The organism is Nocardioides sp. Z50_6, from assembly GCF_058215755.1.
Window position 1 is genome coordinate 96,282 of record NZ_JBZAJB010000008.1, and the last position, 17,072, is coordinate 113,353.

Below are 17,072 nucleotides of genomic sequence, written 5' to 3' on the forward strand. Positions count from 1 at the left end.
CGTGCACATCCCCTAATTGACTTTGGCGGGCGACGTCTTTGTACGTGGTCTGAGCGTGGACCTGCACGTTGCCCGTGTTGGACGGCAGCTCCGACGCAGGTCTGATGACACCTATCTGAAGGAGACCCGGGGGACCCTCGGAGTGCTTGGCTGGCTTCGGCATAAGCGCCGTCCAGCGCTACCGCGGCCGTGACCAGGGCGCCGATGATCTCTGCTCGTTGCTCGGCCCTCGCGTCGGGAAGGTCGCCGAGTTCGGCCGAATGGCGAATCACCGAAAGTTTGGCGGATACGTCGGTTCTCGGCGGGGAGACGCTGAAGATCGTCTCTGAAGACGAATCCGTGAACTACTGAAGCCACCTCTGCCTGTCCCAACGGGTCAAGGGTCGAGTGGGCCTCGAAGATCAGGTATAGCCGGGTCATGCCATCGGAGTCGGCCGGCTGTCGGCAAGCACGGGCCGCAAATACAGCGCGATGGCGCAAGTTCGAGGGAGGTCTGCCTTATACAGTCGGCTGAGGCAATGTGACCCTGAAAGTGCTGCCCTGTCCGACTACGCTGTCCAGCGCTACGGCACCGTCGTGTGCGGCCACGATGGAGCTGACGATGTTGAGGCCCAAGCCGGTGCCTGGTAAGTGCCTTTTGAGCGCCTCCTCGCCGCGGAAGAATCGGTCGAAGACGAGTTCGACCTCCTCTTGGGCTATGCCGATGCCGGTGTCGCTGACTTCCACTTCGATCGCGGTCGCACTCTGCGTGAGAACGACGCTCACCTGACCGCCCGGGTGGGTGTACTTGATGGCGTTAGAGAGCAGGTTGTCCAGCACCTGGCGGATGCGCTCTCTGTCGACCACGGCGGTGACGTTTCTGGGAGCGTTGATCCCGACAACCACGCCATACTTCTCGGCCATAGGACGCGTCGCCTCGACGGCTTCATGCACTAGCGCGGCTAGATCCACTGCCGTGCGCTGCAGCGGAAGCCTGCCCTCGCCGGCCTGTCCTACCTGAAGCAGATCGGACAGCAGCGCTCGCAAACGGTTGGCGTTGCGCTCGACGATCCGCAGCTGGGCAATCACATGAGGAGGCAGTTCCTCGTCCTCGCCCAGCATCTCAAGATAGCCAAGCATCGCGGTCATCGGCGTGCGCAGCTCGTGAGACACCGACGACACGAACTCGTCCTGGATCTGTCTGGCGCGCATCAGATCGGTGATCTCCTGGTAGGCGAGTGCCGAGCCCAACTGCTCTCCTGAGGGACCACGCACCTGGCGAGCAGACACGGAGAAGGCCGCGCGGGTGCGTGGATCATCGCCCACCCAGTAGGTGTAGTCGTCGAACTCCTCCCCCTGGACGGCACGGTAGGACGGCATGTCCTCCTTGGACATCCGTGTCTTGCCGTCCAGGAAGTACACATCACCGAGCTGCCCCGCATATCCGTCGTGGCCGTTGGGGAAAGGCAGGCTCATCGTCTCCCGGTGACGGCGGTTCATCCGCTCGTAGCGGCCGTCGCTGCCGATCAGCAGCAACCCCACGCTCACCGTCTCGAAGATCGCCGCGAGGGTCTGGTGCTCGTGCGCGACCTCCGCCCTGGCTGCCTCAACCCGCTCCTCGTGCTCGTGCTGCTTCGTCACGTCGACGATCTGCGATATGAAGTGGAGCGGACGGCCGTCGCGGGCCCGCACCAGAGCCACCGAGAGATCGCCCCAGACGATGCGATCGTCAGCATGTAGGTAGCGCTTTTGCAGCCGATAGGAGTCGAGCTCCCCGGCCAACGCCCGACCGAACAGCTCGAGGTCGGCCTCGAGATCCTCGGCATGTGTGAGCTCTTGAAAACCTCGCTTGCGCAACACGGCGGCGTCGTACCCGAGCATGTTGCACAGGGCCCGGTTCACCATCAGCAGGCGACCGTCGAGTCCCACTATGGTCATGCCGACGGGCGAGTGCTCCAATGTCAGACGCCATAGTTCGGCGCTGTCCCAAGCCTCCTCCACCTGACACCCCCACGCCCAAAGCGGTCAAGAACCACCGTAGATGATCCGGACGGGGCATCGGTAGGACGACGACGGCCGGTCTTCGACGACCTTAGAACCTCAGCAAGCGCCGCAGCGTAATGTCCGGTCGGAGACACAAGCTCGGGCGGCGTGCTCTCATGTACCCGCATGTGTGGTGCTCGGTTCACGTGTCCTCCCCGGATCGGGGCCACATGCGCTCGACACTAAGCACTAGGCCGAACGCCATGGCTATGAAGGTAGTGACCCCGGTAGCCCACCAGTCCGGCGCTGGGGGGGCAAGTTGCCCTCCCACTGGCCGCCGCGCGCATCGGCAGCGGCGGCGCGGCGGATGGCCGACGGTGTCGAGATGCAGAAAAGATCGGCAATCCCATGCGGGCTACTTCGACGAAGGGGTCTGCGCCCGATCTTGGTGGGACGCTCGTCCGCTCGACCTCTTGCGCGTACTGCGCACGTCACCCAGCGGCGAGCACCCCCCAGGCGACGGTGATCTCCGACATCGAGGAGTCACCCGTCGTCAGACGCTCGAAGGTGCCGGCACGGAAGTCCCAGGCGACGAGGTGCCGCTGCTCCTCGCCGAGCTCCATGGTGCGGAAGTCCATCGGGCCGACGAGCAGCAGCCCGGCCTCCTCGTCGAGGAAGCCCAGGGCGGTGAGGTAGCCGTTGTCGCTGTAGACCGAGCTGCGGTCCCGGATCGGGGCGTAGCCGACCACCGCGCCGGTGGCCGCCTCCACCACCATCGGTCCACCGTCCCCGGGCAGCCCGTTGCCGCCGCCTGTCATCGCCATCAGCCCGCGAGGTCAGGGGTCGATGGGGGCCTCCCGCGGCCATCGGGAGGAAGATAGGTTCCGGACATGGGATGGTTGAACCGCAAGCAGCCCAGCGACGTCAACAAGGTAGATCCGCGGGACGGGACACCGCTGGAGACAGCGGCAGCCGTGTTCAAGTTCACCGACCAGGACCTCAGGCCCTTCTACGACGTGTTCCTCAGCCACCCGGATATCGACCTGCTGCAGACCGGTGCGGACGGTCGACCGGTGCTCATGAACCTGCGCATGTGGTACGCCAAACGTGGTGACTTGGTCGAGCGATGTGAAGCACTGCTCACCGAACGGGGGATCCCGGTGCCCCCGCCATCTAACGAAGCACCGTAGTGCCCGCCACCACCCAACCTTGCGGAGGTACCGCCACATGACGCACGACACGATCGAGTTCATCCCCAAGGCCGGGGCGTGCTTGGTGTCCAAGAACGTGCTCTCCCAAGTCGGACGGGTCCGGTGGATGGTCCGGGAGGAGTCCCAGGCGCCGGCGGACAACGGGTGGCGCATCTTCAGCCACATCGACACCGAGGATTACCTCGCCGACGCCGACAACCTCCAGATTGTCGATTTCAACCAGGTCTGCGAGATCGAGCCCGCACTCATCGGCATCTGGAACCTGCCGGTCGGGTCGGACCTGCAGATCGTGGACGACGGCAACGGCATCCAGGTCGTTGACACCGCCACCGGCCACGAGATTCCACGCGACGAGATGTACGACCCGACGGCATGACCCCGCGCGACCCTGCCGGGGACCCGCTGACCGCTCTGACCGGTGACCCAGCGGCGGCCGACCACCTCCGTCGCACCTTGCAAGGCATCGCAGACCAGCTCACCGACGCGTCAGTCAAACAACTCATCCAGGACGTCCTGACTGGCCGCCGCCCCGTTCGTGACCTCCAACACGACCCTGGGTTCATGGAGATAACCCAGACCGGAGTCCAGACCTACCGGGACTACCTCGCCGCGCTCACCTCCTTGGAGCGAGAACTCCTGCTCGCCCAAGCTAAGGAAATCGACCGGGACTCCGGCCTGCCCGGCGGGTCGGGCTGACCCGGGACCACGGCTAGGGACTCAGCGTCTCGGCTACGACGGTGCGCTGCACAAGGTGCCGCCGTCGGCGTCGCGGAGACCGTAGACCGCTGCAACTCAGGCGCCTTCGCCAAAACTGTCACCTGATCGTGCAGCAGACCCGACCGTCGCCTGGTTGTGTGCCGGCGCAGCAGGGGCGGGATCGGGTTCAACGGGGCACCGAAACGAGCAGGGCCACGCAGAGCCTTGTTGACGACGGTCAACTCGCTGGGGTCTGCGTGTTCACGGCTGTCCGGTTCGCGTGCGCTCCGCTGAGCCTGAAGGGCGCGCAGCCTGGGAGCGCACTCGTCGGGCGCGTAGGTGGATGGACTGCTCGCGCAAACGGTCGGCTTCCGCGCGCACCGGCTGCGCCTTCCGCCAACGCCGTCGTGTCGGCTACTCGATCAACGGGCATGACCAAAGCTGTAGCCCGATGTCTCGGGTCATGATGAAGCCCGAAGGCCAGACCGCGCGAGCCGACCAGTGACCCAGCGGGGACGATGTCGAATTCCGTTCCCGAGCTCTCACGCGTGGAGCGGTGGGCCGCCGTCGCATATCGTCAGACCGGCACGGCTTCGGAACTGCGAACAATCGCAAGCCAGACAGATCGACGAATCGCCACACCTGCAGCGACGACCCGCCCGCGGCAACATCGCCGGGGGACGGTTATTCCTTTGACTTCCGTTCGTACTTCGCGTCGGTTGACTCGACGACCTCCCCTGCCACTGCCCGCAGCTTGATGTTGCCGTGCTGGGAGGCCCGGACCAGGAACTGGAACGCCCGGTCCGAGGTGATCTGGTACCGCTCCCCGATGATGCCGATCGCCTGCCCGATCAACTTGCGGGTGGCGATCGCCTGGTTGAGCTGGTCCTCGACACGCACACGACCCAGCACGATCGCTGCGTGGGTGGCGAACAATTCTGCCATCTGCCGGGAGTCGGGATCGATCGTCTCCGACACCGTGGAGTAGAGGTTCAGCCCGCCCAGCGTCTCGGACTCCGTGTAGAGCCGCAGCCCCAGTTGTGCCCGCAGCCCCCGCTGCGCGGCCTGCGGCATGTAGTTAGGCCAGCGCTGGTCGTGGCGGGCGTGCTCAACCAGCACGACCGGGTCCTTCGTCATCGCGTCCACGCACGGGCCCTCCATCAGCCGGTACTGGATGTCGTCGAGCTCCCAGACCAGCTGGTCGGTGCCCGACATCGTCTCGATCTTCCCGTCGCGATGGCTGATCGAGACGCCGGCGTGGTCGAACTCCGGCAACGCCAGCACCACTGTCTGCACGATCGTGTCGAGCGCATTCTCCAGCGACCGGGACTCGTTCATGGTCCGGGCGGCCTCAGCCAGGGCAACAGCAACATTGCGAGATTCGGTCGCCATAAGGCGCCTCCGGTGCATCGAACAGGCGAAGCGCTCGGAGAGACACGTGACGACTGCAGTTGTGGAGCTCTATTCAGAATCTGCCCCCCAACCTACTCCACCCAGAGCGCGGTCGCGCTGCGGCTCCGAACGCGCATCGAAGGCAGAGCCTCCCGTGGGAGTCAATCCCGCTGGGCTTGGGACTGCTGCATCATGGGGTGACTGCGTGACCCAGCGGAGTGCTGACCCGGGGCGGTCGACTCGGCGGTGTGCGCACATCCCCTATCGGACTTTGGCGGGCGAGACCTAACCACTCGGTTGAGCGTGCAGTTGCACTCTCCCCATGTTGGCTGTTGCCCTCCACAGGGCAGCCATCTCACCCAGAACTCAACCGGAAGCGTCTCCTGGTCCCAGTGCCCCCTAGAACGGGACGGATCTGTAGAGAACTTGGTTTGTTCTCCCTGCCCGATCCTCAGCGTCGTGGCAGGGGAACTGTCCGCCCGAGGCGGACCTTCTGGACGCCGTCGGAGAAGTGAACGAGCGGCGGACCGGACAGGCCGTGGAGACCGACGGAATCGGTGAGGTTCTGCTCGTTCACCGTGAGGGCTGCCTGTCGCAGGGGCCAGGGCTCGTGCTCTACGGGGGTGACCAGCAGCCGACCGAGGTGGGAGGTGTAGGCGCGCCAGCGGCCGGTCAACCAGATCTCGAGGTCCGAGGGCGCGATCTTGTCTCCGGGGTGGACCTGGATTCGGTAGAACTGCGGTGCGCCCCTTCTGGATCCGGTGTACGTGACGATGCCTCCATGGCTTTCCACTGACATCTCCGCACTGTGGTATGGCGCTCCGACCGCAGCTCTGATGATGGCCGCGAGGACGGCGCTGCCAACGTCGATGGTGAGAAACCATAACCCGTCACGGCCATCAGGTCCGCGTACATAGGTCCTCAGGTTCGTCTCCGGGGTGCTCGTCACGTCAGCCAGTCGCGCCCGGTTCTGCGTCCCCCGCAGGGAGAGTCCGCCAGGCAGGTCCGGGACTCCGAGAGGACGCATGTTCGCCATCACGAACGGCGTGAGACCGACCCAGGCGCTCCCGTCGTGCACGTCCACTGTCAATCCGTCGGGAAGCAGCGCCTGGATGCGGTGTGGTTCGACACGCCAGTGAACGAACGTCAAGGTTTCCCAGGACGTCCGAAGCACCGGAACGGAGACATGCTGCTCGGCCGTGACACTGACCATCCTGGTTCGCTACCTTCTTTCTTGACCTGGGCACCCGGTTGTCGCCACTACCGCGACGACGTGAGGCGCGCTCGTCGTGTCCGTTCAGCGGCGCAGCGCCCGGAGCGCCCGCCAGACGGCGTACCCGCCGAGGAGCCACGGCGCGCCGTTGATCAGTGGGTCAAGCACGTGGTGACGGACGTCGGAGCGACCATGACCCAGGCGGGAGCGCAAGCCGCCGTGGGTCAGCTCGGCCCGGATCCCGGTCTGGGTGAGGGGATTGTCGGGTCGTGCGGTCACGAGGGAGCGGACGACGTGCTCGGCGACATCGACACGGTCCGCGGCGATGAGGAGCAGGAAGTGCGCAGCCTTGGCCTCGCTGTGCCGGGCGTAGGCGTAGCGGCGCACGGCTCCAGAGAGGCCGTGGAGGGGTTGGGCGGTGCCGAAGGCCGGAGTGAGCCTCGCGTGCTCGATCGACCGTTCGCGCTGATCCCCGTCGGGCTGCTGCTCGGGCACCTCCCAGTGTGCGCCGGTCGCCCCCGGGTCGAAGACCTCACGCGGGTAGGAGGGTCGGTCGGCAGGGTCGAGGTCGGCGCCCCATCCTGGGATCCGCGCGCGCAGCTGGTCGGCGCTCTCGAGGAGCGGGGGCTTCTCGGGGGTGTAGGGCATGGGTGCGTCCTTCCTCAACCGGCGTCGACGGTGATGACGGGCTTGATGCATCCGTCGAGCTTGGCCGAGAACACGTGGTAGGCCTCGGCGATGTCCTCGAGCGGGAAGCGATGGGTGACGAGGTCGCTGGGTTTGAAGTAGCCGCTCCGGATGTGCTCGAGGAGCCGTGGCCACTGCCGCTTCACCGGGCACTGGTTCATCCGCAGGGTCAGGCCCTTGTTGACGGCGTCGCCGAACTTCACGGCACTGAAGAGGGGTCCGTAGGCCCCCATGACGGAGATCGTCCCGCCCTTGCGCACACCGTCGATGGCCCAGTTGAGGGCCACGGGGGACCCGCCTTGCAGCTTGAAGCGCGCCGCGGTGAGGTGCTGGGTCATGTTGCCGTCAGCCTCCGCGCCGACGGCCTCGATGACCCGGTCGAAGCCGAGGTGGTCGGTCTGCTTCTTCATCTCCACCACCACGTCATCGACCTCGTTGAAGTTCAGCACCTCTGCGTGGGCGAACGTCCGGGCCTTCTCCAGCCGATCGGGCAGCTGGTCGATCACCAGGACCCGGCCGGCGCCCATCAGCCAGGCGCTCCGGGCGGCGTACAAGCCCACCGGGCCGGCACCCAGCACCGCGACGGTGTCGCCCTCGCTGATGTCGGCGAGCTGGGCGCCGAAGTAGCCGGTGGCCAGGGCGTCGGTCATCAGCAGGGCGTCCTCGTCCTCGAGCCAGTCGGGGATGATCGAGGGCCCGACGTCGGCGAAGGGCACCCGGACGTACTCCGCCTGCCCGCCGTCATACCCGCCAGTCGTGTGGGAGTAGCCATAGATGGCACCGACCGCGGTGGCGTTCGCATTGACGTTGTGGCAGTTGGAGTAGAGCCCGCGGGCACAGAAGAAGCACGACCCGCAAAAGATGTTGAACGGGACCATCACGCGGTCACCGACCTGCAGGTGCCGGACCGAGGGGCCGACCTCGTCGACGACGCCGATGAACTCGTGTCCGAAGGTGTGGCCGACCCGGGTGTCAGGCATCATCCCGTGGAAGAGGTGCAGGTCGGAGCCGCAGATGGCGGCCAGCTGGACCCGCACGATCGCGTCGTTGGGATGCTCGATGCGGGGGCGGTCCTTCTCCTCTACACGCACGCGGTAGGGACCGCGGTAGACCATGGCTCGCATAGTTCCTCCGTGGGGTCGTGCGTTGGGGAGCGGTCCGTCCCGAGGGGACGGCCGATACCTAATGACCGGTCAGGCCGGGCTCGCGGTCTCGAGGTGACTGCCGAGTGGGCGCCCCCGGTCCGTCACCTCGCGGGCGAGGTCGCGCGCCATTCCCCCTCCTGACCGTGGCCCACCCTTCTGCCCGCCTGTCATGGTGGTGGTGCCGGTGCTGTCCTGGATGGCTGCTGTACATCGTCATGCGTCCCTGTCCTTGCCTGGGCGTTGGTGTGCCATGGGACGAGCACAGCGTTCTGTACCCCTCGTCCGGGGATCCACTCCATTCCATCGAGGACAACCGCAGCGGCCGGGCGGGCTCGGCACACGCACGGCTGCACCGTCGCCGCCGCCTGCGACCGGCGAACTCGTGACAACGGCCATGGGGACGGAGGTCGTCTTGCTGCGTTGGTTCGGCGCGTGTGTCGACCAGGCCCGCGGGCAAGCCGCGCCCCTCCTGGAGCGGGGTTGGTCTCGAGGACCTCCATGAGCCTGTTGCAGCGTCGAGCACGCACGTCACGACCGGCGCTGGCCTAACTACATGCCCCAGGCTGCCGAGCGAGGACTGCGAGCGCAGCTCGGCCTACGGCTCTACACCGAGCGAGAGGTCGTTCGTGGCCGGCACGATCGGATGGCCCCGGCGGACTGGTGCGACTTCCTCGGCTCCTCATCGACCCTGCCGTCCGGAGCCCAATGGTGCCCCTCACCGACGGAGGCCTGGTCGCCCGCGAGGTCGAGCGGTTCGTCCGCACCCTTGGCGTGGGTCCCTGACGCGCCACCCCGCGCGCTCCGCCCCACTCCGCGTCACCCCGCGGCGACAGGGCGCAGGTCTCGCCGCTGCCCGCGAACAAGGTCACGGCGTAGGGTCACAACCCCAGGCGATGCAGGAGCCGGTCGGTGGCCCGGCCGTCGTCCAGCGAGCAGTACTTCTCCCGGAACGCCGCGTAGCGTTCCGGCAGCCGGGGCATGTCGGAGAGGGCTGCCACGAGCTGGTCGAGGGTGGTGGTCAACGGTCCCGGTGCCTCGGGGGTGAAGTCGAAGTAGAAACCCCGGACCGTGTCGCGGAAGCGCTCGAGGTCGTAGGTGAAGAAGACCAGGGGGCGGCCGGTGATCGCGAAGTCGAACATCGTGGAGGAGTAGTCGGTGACGAGGACGTCGGCGACCAGGTACAGGTCGCGCACGTCGGGGTGCAGCGACACGTCTCGGACCCCGGCGAGGGAGGGGATCGGAGTGCGCCCGGTCATCAGGGGGTGGAGCCGCACCAGCAGGACGTGGGAGGGTCCGAGGCGTCGGGACAGCTCCGTGGGGTCGAGGGCGAGGGGTACCTCCGGCCGGCCCTGCTGAAAGGCTTCGTCGTCACGCCAGGTCGGGGCGTAGAGCACCACGGTCGCGTCCTCGGCGATCCCGAGCTCCTTGCGGATCCGCTTGGCCTCGACGTCGGCCTGGGGGGAGCCGAGGACGTCGTTGCGGGGGTACCCGCTCTCCAGCACCTCGCCGTCGTACCGGAACCCCCGACGCAGGCGCGGCGTGCTCGCCGGGTTGGGGGAGAGCAGGATGTCCCAGCGGGCGATGTCGCGGTCCAGCCGGTCCAGCCGGCCCTCTGGGGCCCACAGCACGTCACGATGGATGCGCTTGAGCGGGGTCCCGTGCCAGGTCTGGACGTAGGTCGTGGTCGGCCGTTTGTCCCACTCGACCTCTGTGTGGGTGTTGGCGATGACCAGGTCCGCGGACTCCAGGGTCCGTGCCGCCTCGGGGCCGTCGATGTCCACCGTCGTGGTGCCCGCCGGGAACGACGAGAGGTGGTCGGGGTGGGCGAGCCAGACGTGCTCCTGCGTGGCGGGGCGCTCCAGCAGCCGCTCGTGGACGGCACGAGGGTTGTCTGAGTACCGGCCGTGGAAGCTGTTGTAGACGATCCGCACCCGCGCATTCTGACAGACGGTGCACGTCGCCGTTTGGTGCGCGGGAGAGCCGGGTACCAGGTCCGCACCTCAGCCCCTGCACCAGCCGCAGGGCGTAAAGCAGGAGGCGCGGCGCATCGCCGCACGGATCAGGCGGTTCCGCCTTGCTGCTCGGAAACGAGGCACCCATGCACCTCAGCGATGACTCGCTGCGCACGCTCGACCCACGGCTCGCGCCCCCCACCTACGACCGGCGGGCTCTTCGACGTTCGATCGTCCACATCGGTGTCGGCGCCTTCCACCGCGCCCACCAGCTCGTGTATCTGGACGCTCTCGCCAGGGCAGGTGACCTCGACTGGGGCGAGACCGGTGTCGGTCTTCGCTCCGGTTCGCTGCGCGAGCCACTGGTGTCGCAGGACGGCCTCTTCACCGTGGTGGAGCGGTCGGCCGTGTCGGAGTCGGCCACCATCGTCGGTGCCATGGGGGAGTACCTGTTCGGCCCCCAGGATGCGCGCTTGGTGCTTGACCGGCTCGCCCATCCCGACACCCGCGTCGTGACGTTGACCGTGACCGGGGACGGCTACAACCTCGGTCCTGACGGTGGGTTCGACGATGGTGCCCCGGCCGCTCGTGCGGACATAGGCGCCCTGGACAGGCCGAGCAGCTGGTTCGGCCATGTCGTCGCAGCCCTCGCGCGCCGCCGCGCGGCGGGCCTGGGCGGGTTCACGGTGCTGTCTTGCGACAATCTCCCTCACAGTGGCGCGGCCGCACGGGCCGCCGTGCTCGGGTTCGCCGGGATGGTCGACGACACGCTGGCTCGCTGGATCGAGCACCACGTTTCCTTTCCAGGCTCCATGGTGGACCGGATCACGCCGGCGCCCGACCCGACACTGGTCGAGTCGGTGGGGGAGACGTACGGTCTCGTGGATCGTGCACCGCTGCTGACCGAACCGTTCCGTCAGTGGGTGGTGGAGGACGAGTTCGTCGCCGGTCGCCCCCGGTTGGAGGACGTCGGCGTGCAGATGGTCTCCGACGTCGCGCCGTACAAGCTGGTGAAGTCGCGGCTGCTCAACGGCACCCACAGCGCGATGGCCTACCTCGGACACCTCGCAGGTCTGAGTACGTCAGCCGAGGTGCTCGCGGATCCCGTCCTGCGCGACTACGTCCAGCACCTGATGCGCGACGAGATCGCACCGTTGCTTCCAGACGTCCCCGGAATGGACCTGAGCGACTACCAGTCCACCCTGCTGGAACGATTCAGCAACGAGCACGTGGGTGACGAGCTTGCTCGACTGTGCGGCAGGGGATCCACCAAGATGCCGGCCTACCTGATCCCGTCCCTGGTAGAGGCACGCCGGTCCGGTGCGAACCCGACCCTGCTGATCCTCGCGGTCGCTGGATGGTTCCGCTACCTGCGCGGGCACGACCTCGAGGGAACGCCCATCGACATCCACGACGCTCGCCGCGAGGAGCTCGTCACGCTGGCCCGGGCAGGAGGAATCGACCCTGGTCCTCTGCTCAGGCTGCGCCAGGTGATGGGACCACTCAGTGACGACCTGGGCGTGCGCCGCGAGCTGAGCCGGGCGTTGCGAGACCTTGAGCGCTGGGGGGTGCGCGAGACGGTGCGTAGGCGACTCAGGGACTGCTGCCGGACTGAGACGTCCTGGCTGGTGTCGCATACGGAGGAGGGAGGAGCGTGACGACCACCGAGTGCACACCCGAGGCGGCGGTCGTCGACCTCGCCCGGGTGACGACCGTGCTGCTCGACGCCGACGGCACTCTCTTCGACTCCGAGGAGCACGCGTACGCCGCATCGGCAGGGGTGACCAACGATCTCCTCGCCCAACTGGGCGTCGCTCGCCGGTACACACCGGAGGAGCTGCACGCGAACAGCAACGGGAAGAACTTCAGGGCGTCCGCGGCGGAGCTCGCTCAGCACCACGGCGTCCCCCTGTCGCTCATTGAGCTCGATCAGTGGGTGGTCCGGGAGAAGGACGTCGTCACCGCACACCTGCGCGACGTGCTGATGCCCCAGGACGGGATAGCCGACACCGTGGAGTGCCTTGGACTACGGTTCGAGCTGGCGGCGGTGACGTCGAGCGCCCTCTCGCGGGTTGAGGTATGTCTCGAGGTGGCGGGGCTGGACGGGCACCTGCCCGCGCACCGCAGGTTCAGTGCCGAGGACTCGCTCGACATTCCCCGCAGCAAGCCTGACCCGGCCATCTACCAGCACGCCGGACGTGCGCTCGGGATCGGGCCTGATGAGGCCCTTGCTGTCGAGGACTCCGTCAACGGAACGCTCTCCGCCGTGGGCGCGGGGTTCACCACCGTCGGCACCGTCCAGTTCGTCCCGCCCTCCGAGCGTGGTCGCCGGACGGACGAGCTGATGGCTGCCGGCGCGGTGACCGTGATCTGCGATCTCCGCGACCTCGTGCCGCTGCTGGGTGTGGACCCGACCGGAGTCCTGTCCGCGGACCGTTTCCACCGGGCTCAGACATGGTCCTGACGCCCGAGCCGCGCAGCCTCGTGGGCTACTGCCTCGTGCCGAGACCGGGAGACACGGTCAAGGTCGCGATCCTGCCCATCGGGTTCATCCTCGGGTGCGCCGCGGGCGGCCTGCCGTCGGCGGACCGGGTGGGGCAGGCCGTCCTGGTATGGGCGGTGCTCGAGCTGATGGTCTACCCGGCCCGCTACCAGGTCAACGACATGCTCGGCTTCGAGGCCGACCAACGGCATCCCGGCGGGGATCGCGGGCGGCTGCCGGGTCCACTGGCGCTCAAGCGTCAGCGTTTGTGGACGAGCGGCGCCGTCGCTGGGCTGCGCCTCGTGCTCGCCGGTGTGGTCGTGCTGCTGGCCCCGCCTCCCACCTCGTTCCTGCTCCTGACGCTGGGGCTTGCGGTCCTGGTGTCAGCAGTGGTCTACGAGCTGCTCCGCGCGCTGGCCACGGGCCGGACGGGTGAGGTCCAGGAGTCGCTCGGCGCGGGGGTGGTCGGGATCTGGACGCTCATCGGCGCGGGGTACGCCGTGCGGGGCATGGGCGGGACGGTCCTGGCCGTCGGGGCACTCGATCCTGGAAGCACCGTGCTGGGAACGGCGGCATGGTGGACCTTCGGGATTGCCTGGGTGACCAGTCGCTGGGCTGTCGAAGCCACGGCGTACGCGACGGCACGCCGGGGCGCCCTGGTCTGGGAGGTGCGCGCGGGACAGGCCCGGGAGCACCTGCTCGCGCTCGTCCGGTGGTTGCCGGCGGGGATGGACACCACCGGAGGCGACACAGGTCGCTGGCGCGCAGTCTCACGGACCCCGCTGCACGCACCTTGGCACCTGGCCGGCATCGCGGCCGGCGCGCTGTCGGCGGCGACCGGCTGGGCCTGTGCCGACGCCCGCGTCCCCGCGCCGACGCTCGTCATGGGCGCGGTGCTGGGTGCCGTGGCGACTGGCAGCGTCGCGGCGAGCCATGCCCGGCGGGTGCCTGCGGCCTTGACCGGCGCAGCGGCCCTCGTGCTCACCGGTCTTGCGCTGGGCATCCACCACCCGATCGCGGCAACGCTGCCATGGGTGGCGGCCACCGCTGCTCAGGTCAGGTACCTGGGACAGTGCCGCGACGAGATCGGCCAGCTCGTCGCACGCACCGCCCGGGTGGCTGCGGGCCCATGGACGGGCTGGAGTCCCCGTGGAGCCGGATGATCTGGTGGCGGTCGCCCGCGCGGCCGCCGAAGCTGGTGCCGCCGTGGCCATGGAATGGCATGGACGAACCGAAGACCTGGCTGTGCGCGAGAAGTCGGGGCCCCGGGACCTGGTGACCCGAGCGGACCTCGAGACGGAGCGAGCGATCCGCCACGTCCTCGAGCGGCTGCGCCCCGGCGACGCGGTCCTGGGCGAGGAGTGGGGGCGGACGGGTCCTGCTGCCGAGGTGGAGTGGCTGGTCGATCCCATCGACGGCACCACCAGCTTCCTCTACGGTCGGTCGGACTGGTCGGTGTCTGTGGCAGCCCGTGCCCCGCAGGGAGCACTCCTCGCGGCCGCCGTCGCTGAGCCGTGCCACGCACGTCTCACCTGGGCCGGGCACGGCCTGGGCTGCTTCCAGGACGGACGACCCACTCGCGTCAGACCTCCCGGGGCCCTGGGGCAAGCGCTCGTGGAGGTCAACCTAGGCCGCCCCGTCGAACACCACCCACGAGCGGGCGCGATGGTCGACGCTCTGCTACCCATGGTGCGCGATCTGCGACGCGGCGGAAGTGCCGCCTCGTCACTGGCGGCCCTCGCCGGGGGAAGGGCGGACGCGGTCTGGAGCCCCGGTCTCCAGGCCTGGGACGGTGCCGCCGGAGTTCTGCTCGTCGTCGAGGCAGGAGGAACAGTCGGCGACCTCGACGGGCCTCAGGGGAACCGCTGGCCCGCCACCGGCGACGTACTGGCTTCCGGACTGGAACTGTGGGAGCCATTGAGACGTGCACTGGTTGGCGCCTACGAAAGCGATGAACCTAGTTAACTAGACGTCTGTGCACGTTGACGGGCCAACCGGCTCGTGAATCGCCCTCCGCGTCTCAGCATGAGCCGCCTGTCCAACGGGATCACCGGATCGAGCACGAGCGCTGCCGAGGACGGCACTACGCTCGACAGAGTCGACGACAAACGTGGAGCTGTACGAGCTCGTGCACATCCCCAATCGGCTGTTGGCCGGCGAGACCGAGCCCCGCGCTTTAAGCGCGAAGTTGCACACTGCCCATGCTGGTGGAGCAACCCGCGAATCGCACCTTGGATCAGCTGCTCCGGGACCCGCATCCGCGACGCTAGGCCGCCGATCACTTCCACGGAAGCGTCAGCGCAGTGCTGAGCGGGTTGATCCGCGGCGGCCTCAGTGGGCGGCGTGCACCGCGTCGACGGGGGGTCGAAGCGCGGTCTTGGGTCCGCGGATCAGAGCGAAGGAGGTGACGGCACCCAGCGTCATCACCCAGGCGGCGGCGAAGAAGACGTCGCCGTAGGCGCCGGCCAGCGCGGGCAGCTTGTCCGCGCCCTGGGTGAGCGACTCGGCCAACGACGAGGTGTAGAGCGCGGTGAACACGGCTACCGCGATCGAACCGCCGACGTGCATGGAGGCGTTGGCCAGCGCGGAGGCGACCCCGGCATCGTGCGGGTCGACCCCGGCCAGGGCGAGGTTCTGCAGGGGTACGAAGATCAGGGAGAAGCCGAGCCCCATCACGACCAGGCCGGGAAGCACCTCGGACCAGTAGCTTCCCCCGGCGGTGACGCCGCTGAGCAAGAAGAGTCCGGCCGCTGTGAGGAGCGGACCAACGGTGAGCACCGGGCGGGGACCGAAGGTAGTGAAGAGCTCGGTTGAAATCGGCGCTGTCGCCATGATGACCACGGTCATCGCGACGTTTCCGAAGCCGGCGGCCAGTGGGCTCATCCCGAGGACGATCTGGAAGTGGAAGGTGAGGTAGAGCATCGCACCGACCATGACGACGCCCACCACGGCCTGAAGCAGGAAGGCTCCGCCGCGCACCCGGTCGCGGATCACGCGCAGGGGCAGTAACGGGTGCGAGGTGCGGCCCTGCCACCACACGAAGACGCCCATCAAGATGGCGCCGGCGGTCAGGAAGCCGATGGTGTCGGGCTCGCCCCAGCCGTGCTCGGCCCGCGCGAAGCCGTAGATCAGGGCACCGAGGGACAGCGCGACGGTGATGGTGCCGAGGATGTCGTAGCGGGTGTCGCCTTCGGCCTTGCTCTCGGTGAGCAGGGTCTTGCCGCCGATCAGCCCTGCGATGACGAAGAAGAGGTTCACCAGGAGGCACCAGCGCCAGTCCGCGTATTGAGTCAACACGCCGCCGAGCAGGAAGCCGAAGGCAGCGCCGGTGCCGGCGATGATGCCGAAGACAGCAAAGGCCACGTCGCGGTCACGGCCGCTGGGAAACAGTACGGCCACCATCGCCAGAGCAGCTGGAGCCAGCAGCGCCGCGAACACGCCCTGAAGTCCGCGTGCGGCGATGAGTTCGCCGCCTGACTGCGCGAGTCCGCCCCACGCCGAGGCGGCGCCGAAACCGACCATGCCGACCATGAAGGTGCGCTTGCGGCCCCAGAAGTCGGCGATCCGGCCGCCGAGCAGGAGCAGGGCGGAGAAGGTGACGGCGTAGGCGGTGACGACCCACTGACGCTGCCCATCCGCGATGCCGAGGTCGGCCTGCGCGGCCGGCAGGGCGATGGCAACGATGGTCCCATCGAGGACCACCATCAGCTGGGTGAGGCCGAGGACGACGAGCGCCCACCAGCGAGTGCGGGGAGACGGCAAGACCGAGGACATACAGGAAGCTCCAGAAGTGTTGAACTGACTCTGGAGGTTTTCAGCCTCGGACCGCCGGCGCAGAAGCGCACGTTCGCCTCACCCGGTCCGTGCCGGGTCAGGGCGCAAAACTATCGCATCCAGCCACCGCTTTTTTCCTGGGCGCGCGTGAGGTGCGCAACACCCACTGGGCGTAGATGCAGGCGCTTCGATTTCGGAGCGAGGGCGCGACTCGCGACGGATGTTCAGTTACAGCAGATCGCTCGGTTGGAGGGACTGCTGCATTATCTGGCGACAGCATGACCTCGACGCCCGCCCTCCGGGTGGCGTGGGTGATCACGGTCTGTGTGAGCACCCAGGTCCATCGGCACCCGGTGAGCGATCACCCGACCGCTCGAAGGTGCGCGTCTCCACCTGACGAGACCGCCGCGTCCTGGGGGCGTTGGACCCCGCCCCGCTTTGTCGATCGGGAGGCCACCCGATCCCAAATATGTAACGAGCCTGTCACATCCCAGCGGCTTACAACGGCAAACGCCGCCCACCGACCGAAAGGTCGGGGGGCGGCGTTTCCGCAGGTCA

The 17,072-nt window shown here is 67.9% G+C and carries 15 protein-coding genes; 7 read left to right on the forward strand and 8 right to left on the reverse strand.

Features of this window, described 5'->3' with window-relative positions; genetic code table 11:
• Positions 1-498: 498 nt before the first annotated feature.
• Together AC4BGE_RS16720 and AC4BGE_RS16725 are read right to left on the reverse strand one after the other, a co-directional pair.
• Complete coding sequence (locus AC4BGE_RS16720; RefSeq protein ID WP_490575989.1) at positions 499-1,980, reverse strand: sensor histidine kinase; 1,482 nt, start codon at positions 1,978-1,980, stop codon at positions 499-501.
• A 473-nt stretch (positions 1,981-2,453) separates the two neighbouring features.
• The gene (locus tag AC4BGE_RS16725; protein ID WP_490575990.1) at positions 2,454-2,786 is read right to left on the reverse strand and encodes a hypothetical protein; all 333 of its coding nucleotides are present in this window, start codon (positions 2,784-2,786) and stop codon (positions 2,454-2,456) included.
• Between the two features lie 66 nt (positions 2,787-2,852).
• On the opposite strand from AC4BGE_RS16725, the gene AC4BGE_RS16730 reads away from it, so the two are divergent.
• Genes AC4BGE_RS16730 through AC4BGE_RS16740 form a run of 3 tightly spaced genes read left to right on the forward strand, consistent with a single transcriptional unit; the run spans position 2,853 to position 3,869 of the window.
• Entirely contained in the window at positions 2,853-3,152 is a 300-nt protein-coding gene (locus tag AC4BGE_RS16730) for a hypothetical protein (protein ID WP_490575991.1), read from the forward strand.
• A gap of 37 nt (positions 3,153-3,189) precedes the next feature.
• The gene (locus tag AC4BGE_RS16735) at positions 3,190-3,549 is read left to right on the forward strand and encodes a DUF2185 domain-containing protein (RefSeq protein ID WP_490575992.1); all 360 of its coding nucleotides are present in this window, start codon (positions 3,190-3,192) and stop codon (positions 3,547-3,549) included.
• Complete coding sequence (locus tag AC4BGE_RS16740) at positions 3,546-3,869, forward strand: hypothetical protein (protein WP_490575993.1); 324 nt, start codon at positions 3,546-3,548, stop codon at positions 3,867-3,869. The genes AC4BGE_RS16735 and AC4BGE_RS16740 overlap by 4 nt, the downstream gene beginning before the upstream one ends.
• A gap of 684 nt (positions 3,870-4,553) precedes the next feature.
• Here the strand turns inward: AC4BGE_RS16740 and AC4BGE_RS16745 are convergent.
• From AC4BGE_RS16745 to AC4BGE_RS16765, 5 genes are all read right to left on the reverse strand, one after another.
• A complete protein-coding gene (locus tag AC4BGE_RS16745) occupies positions 4,554-5,261 on the reverse strand; it encodes a GAF and ANTAR domain-containing protein (protein ID WP_490575994.1) in 708 nt (235 codons plus the stop codon).
• Positions 5,262-5,712: 451 nt separating this feature from the next.
• Entirely contained in the window at positions 5,713-6,474 is a 762-nt protein-coding gene (locus tag AC4BGE_RS16750; protein ID WP_490575995.1) for a YqjF family protein, read from the reverse strand.
• 84 nt (positions 6,475-6,558) lie between these two features.
• Positions 6,559-7,122: a hypothetical protein gene (locus AC4BGE_RS16755; protein ID WP_490575996.1), complete on the reverse strand. Its 564-nt coding sequence runs from the start codon at positions 7,120-7,122 to the stop codon at positions 6,559-6,561.
• A 14-nt stretch (positions 7,123-7,136) separates the two neighbouring features.
• Positions 7,137-8,276, reverse strand: coding sequence for a zinc-dependent alcohol dehydrogenase (locus AC4BGE_RS16760; RefSeq protein WP_490575997.1), 1,140 nt, complete (start codon positions 8,274-8,276; stop codon positions 7,137-7,139).
• A gap of 908 nt (positions 8,277-9,184) precedes the next feature.
• Complete coding sequence (locus AC4BGE_RS16765; protein WP_490575998.1) at positions 9,185-10,237, reverse strand: CDP-glycerol glycerophosphotransferase family protein; 1,053 nt, start codon at positions 10,235-10,237, stop codon at positions 9,185-9,187.
• Between the two features lie 167 nt (positions 10,238-10,404).
• On the opposite strand from AC4BGE_RS16765, the gene AC4BGE_RS16770 reads away from it, so the two are divergent.
• The 4 genes from AC4BGE_RS16770 to AC4BGE_RS16785 are packed head-to-tail and all read left to right on the forward strand — an operon-like array spanning position 10,405 to position 14,705.
• The gene (locus tag AC4BGE_RS16770) at positions 10,405-11,916 is read left to right on the forward strand and encodes a mannitol dehydrogenase family protein (protein ID WP_490575999.1); all 1,512 of its coding nucleotides are present in this window, start codon (positions 10,405-10,407) and stop codon (positions 11,914-11,916) included.
• Positions 11,913-12,722, forward strand: a complete 810-nt coding sequence (locus tag AC4BGE_RS16775) for an HAD family hydrolase (RefSeq protein ID WP_490576000.1) — start codon at positions 11,913-11,915, stop codon at positions 12,720-12,722. The genes AC4BGE_RS16770 and AC4BGE_RS16775 overlap by 4 nt, the downstream gene beginning before the upstream one ends.
• Entirely contained in the window at positions 12,713-13,903 is a 1,191-nt protein-coding gene (locus tag AC4BGE_RS16780; protein WP_490576001.1) for a serine/threonine-protein kinase, read from the forward strand. Before AC4BGE_RS16775 ends, AC4BGE_RS16780 begins: the two co-directional genes overlap by 10 nt.
• Positions 13,890-14,705: an inositol monophosphatase family protein gene (locus AC4BGE_RS16785; RefSeq protein ID WP_490576002.1), complete on the forward strand. Its 816-nt coding sequence runs from the start codon at positions 13,890-13,892 to the stop codon at positions 14,703-14,705. The genes AC4BGE_RS16780 and AC4BGE_RS16785 overlap by 14 nt, the downstream gene beginning before the upstream one ends.
• Positions 14,706-15,071: 366 nt before the next feature.
• On the opposite strand, the gene AC4BGE_RS16790 is transcribed toward AC4BGE_RS16785, so the two are convergent.
• A complete protein-coding gene (locus AC4BGE_RS16790; protein WP_490576003.1) occupies positions 15,072-16,514 on the reverse strand; it encodes an MFS transporter in 1,443 nt (480 codons plus the stop codon).
• Positions 16,515-17,072: the final 558 nt, after the last annotated feature.

Bases quoted from the DNA above. Each gene is read 5' to 3' on its own strand.
- AC4BGE_RS16725 (WP_490575990.1), bottom strand. From the start codon at position 2,786: ATGGCGATGACAGGCGGCGGCAACGGGCTGCCCGGGGACGGTGGACCG.
- AC4BGE_RS16730 (WP_490575991.1), top strand. From the start codon at position 2,853: ATGGGATGGTTGAACCGCAAGCAGCCCAGCGACGTCAACAAGGTAGAT.
- AC4BGE_RS16735 (WP_490575992.1), top strand. From the start codon at position 3,190: ATGACGCACGACACGATCGAGTTCATCCCCAAGGCCGGGGCGTGCTTG.
- AC4BGE_RS16740 (WP_490575993.1), top strand. From the start codon at position 3,546: ATGACCCCGCGCGACCCTGCCGGGGACCCGCTGACCGCTCTGACCGGT.
- AC4BGE_RS16745 (WP_490575994.1), bottom strand. From the start codon at position 5,261: ATGGCGACCGAATCTCGCAATGTTGCTGTTGCCCTGGCTGAGGCCGCC.
- AC4BGE_RS16750 (WP_490575995.1), bottom strand. From the start codon at position 6,474: ATGGTCAGTGTCACGGCCGAGCAGCATGTCTCCGTTCCGGTGCTTCGG.
- AC4BGE_RS16755 (WP_490575996.1), bottom strand. From the start codon at position 7,122: ATGCCCTACACCCCCGAGAAGCCCCCGCTCCTCGAGAGCGCCGACCAG.
- AC4BGE_RS16760 (WP_490575997.1), bottom strand. From the start codon at position 8,276: ATGGTCTACCGCGGTCCCTACCGCGTGCGTGTAGAGGAGAAGGACCGC.
- AC4BGE_RS16770 (WP_490575999.1), top strand. From the start codon at position 10,405: ATGCACCTCAGCGATGACTCGCTGCGCACGCTCGACCCACGGCTCGCG.
- AC4BGE_RS16780 (WP_490576001.1), top strand. From the start codon at position 12,713: ATGGTCCTGACGCCCGAGCCGCGCAGCCTCGTGGGCTACTGCCTCGTG.
- AC4BGE_RS16790 (WP_490576003.1), bottom strand. From the start codon at position 16,514: ATGTCCTCGGTCTTGCCGTCTCCCCGCACTCGCTGGTGGGCGCTCGTC.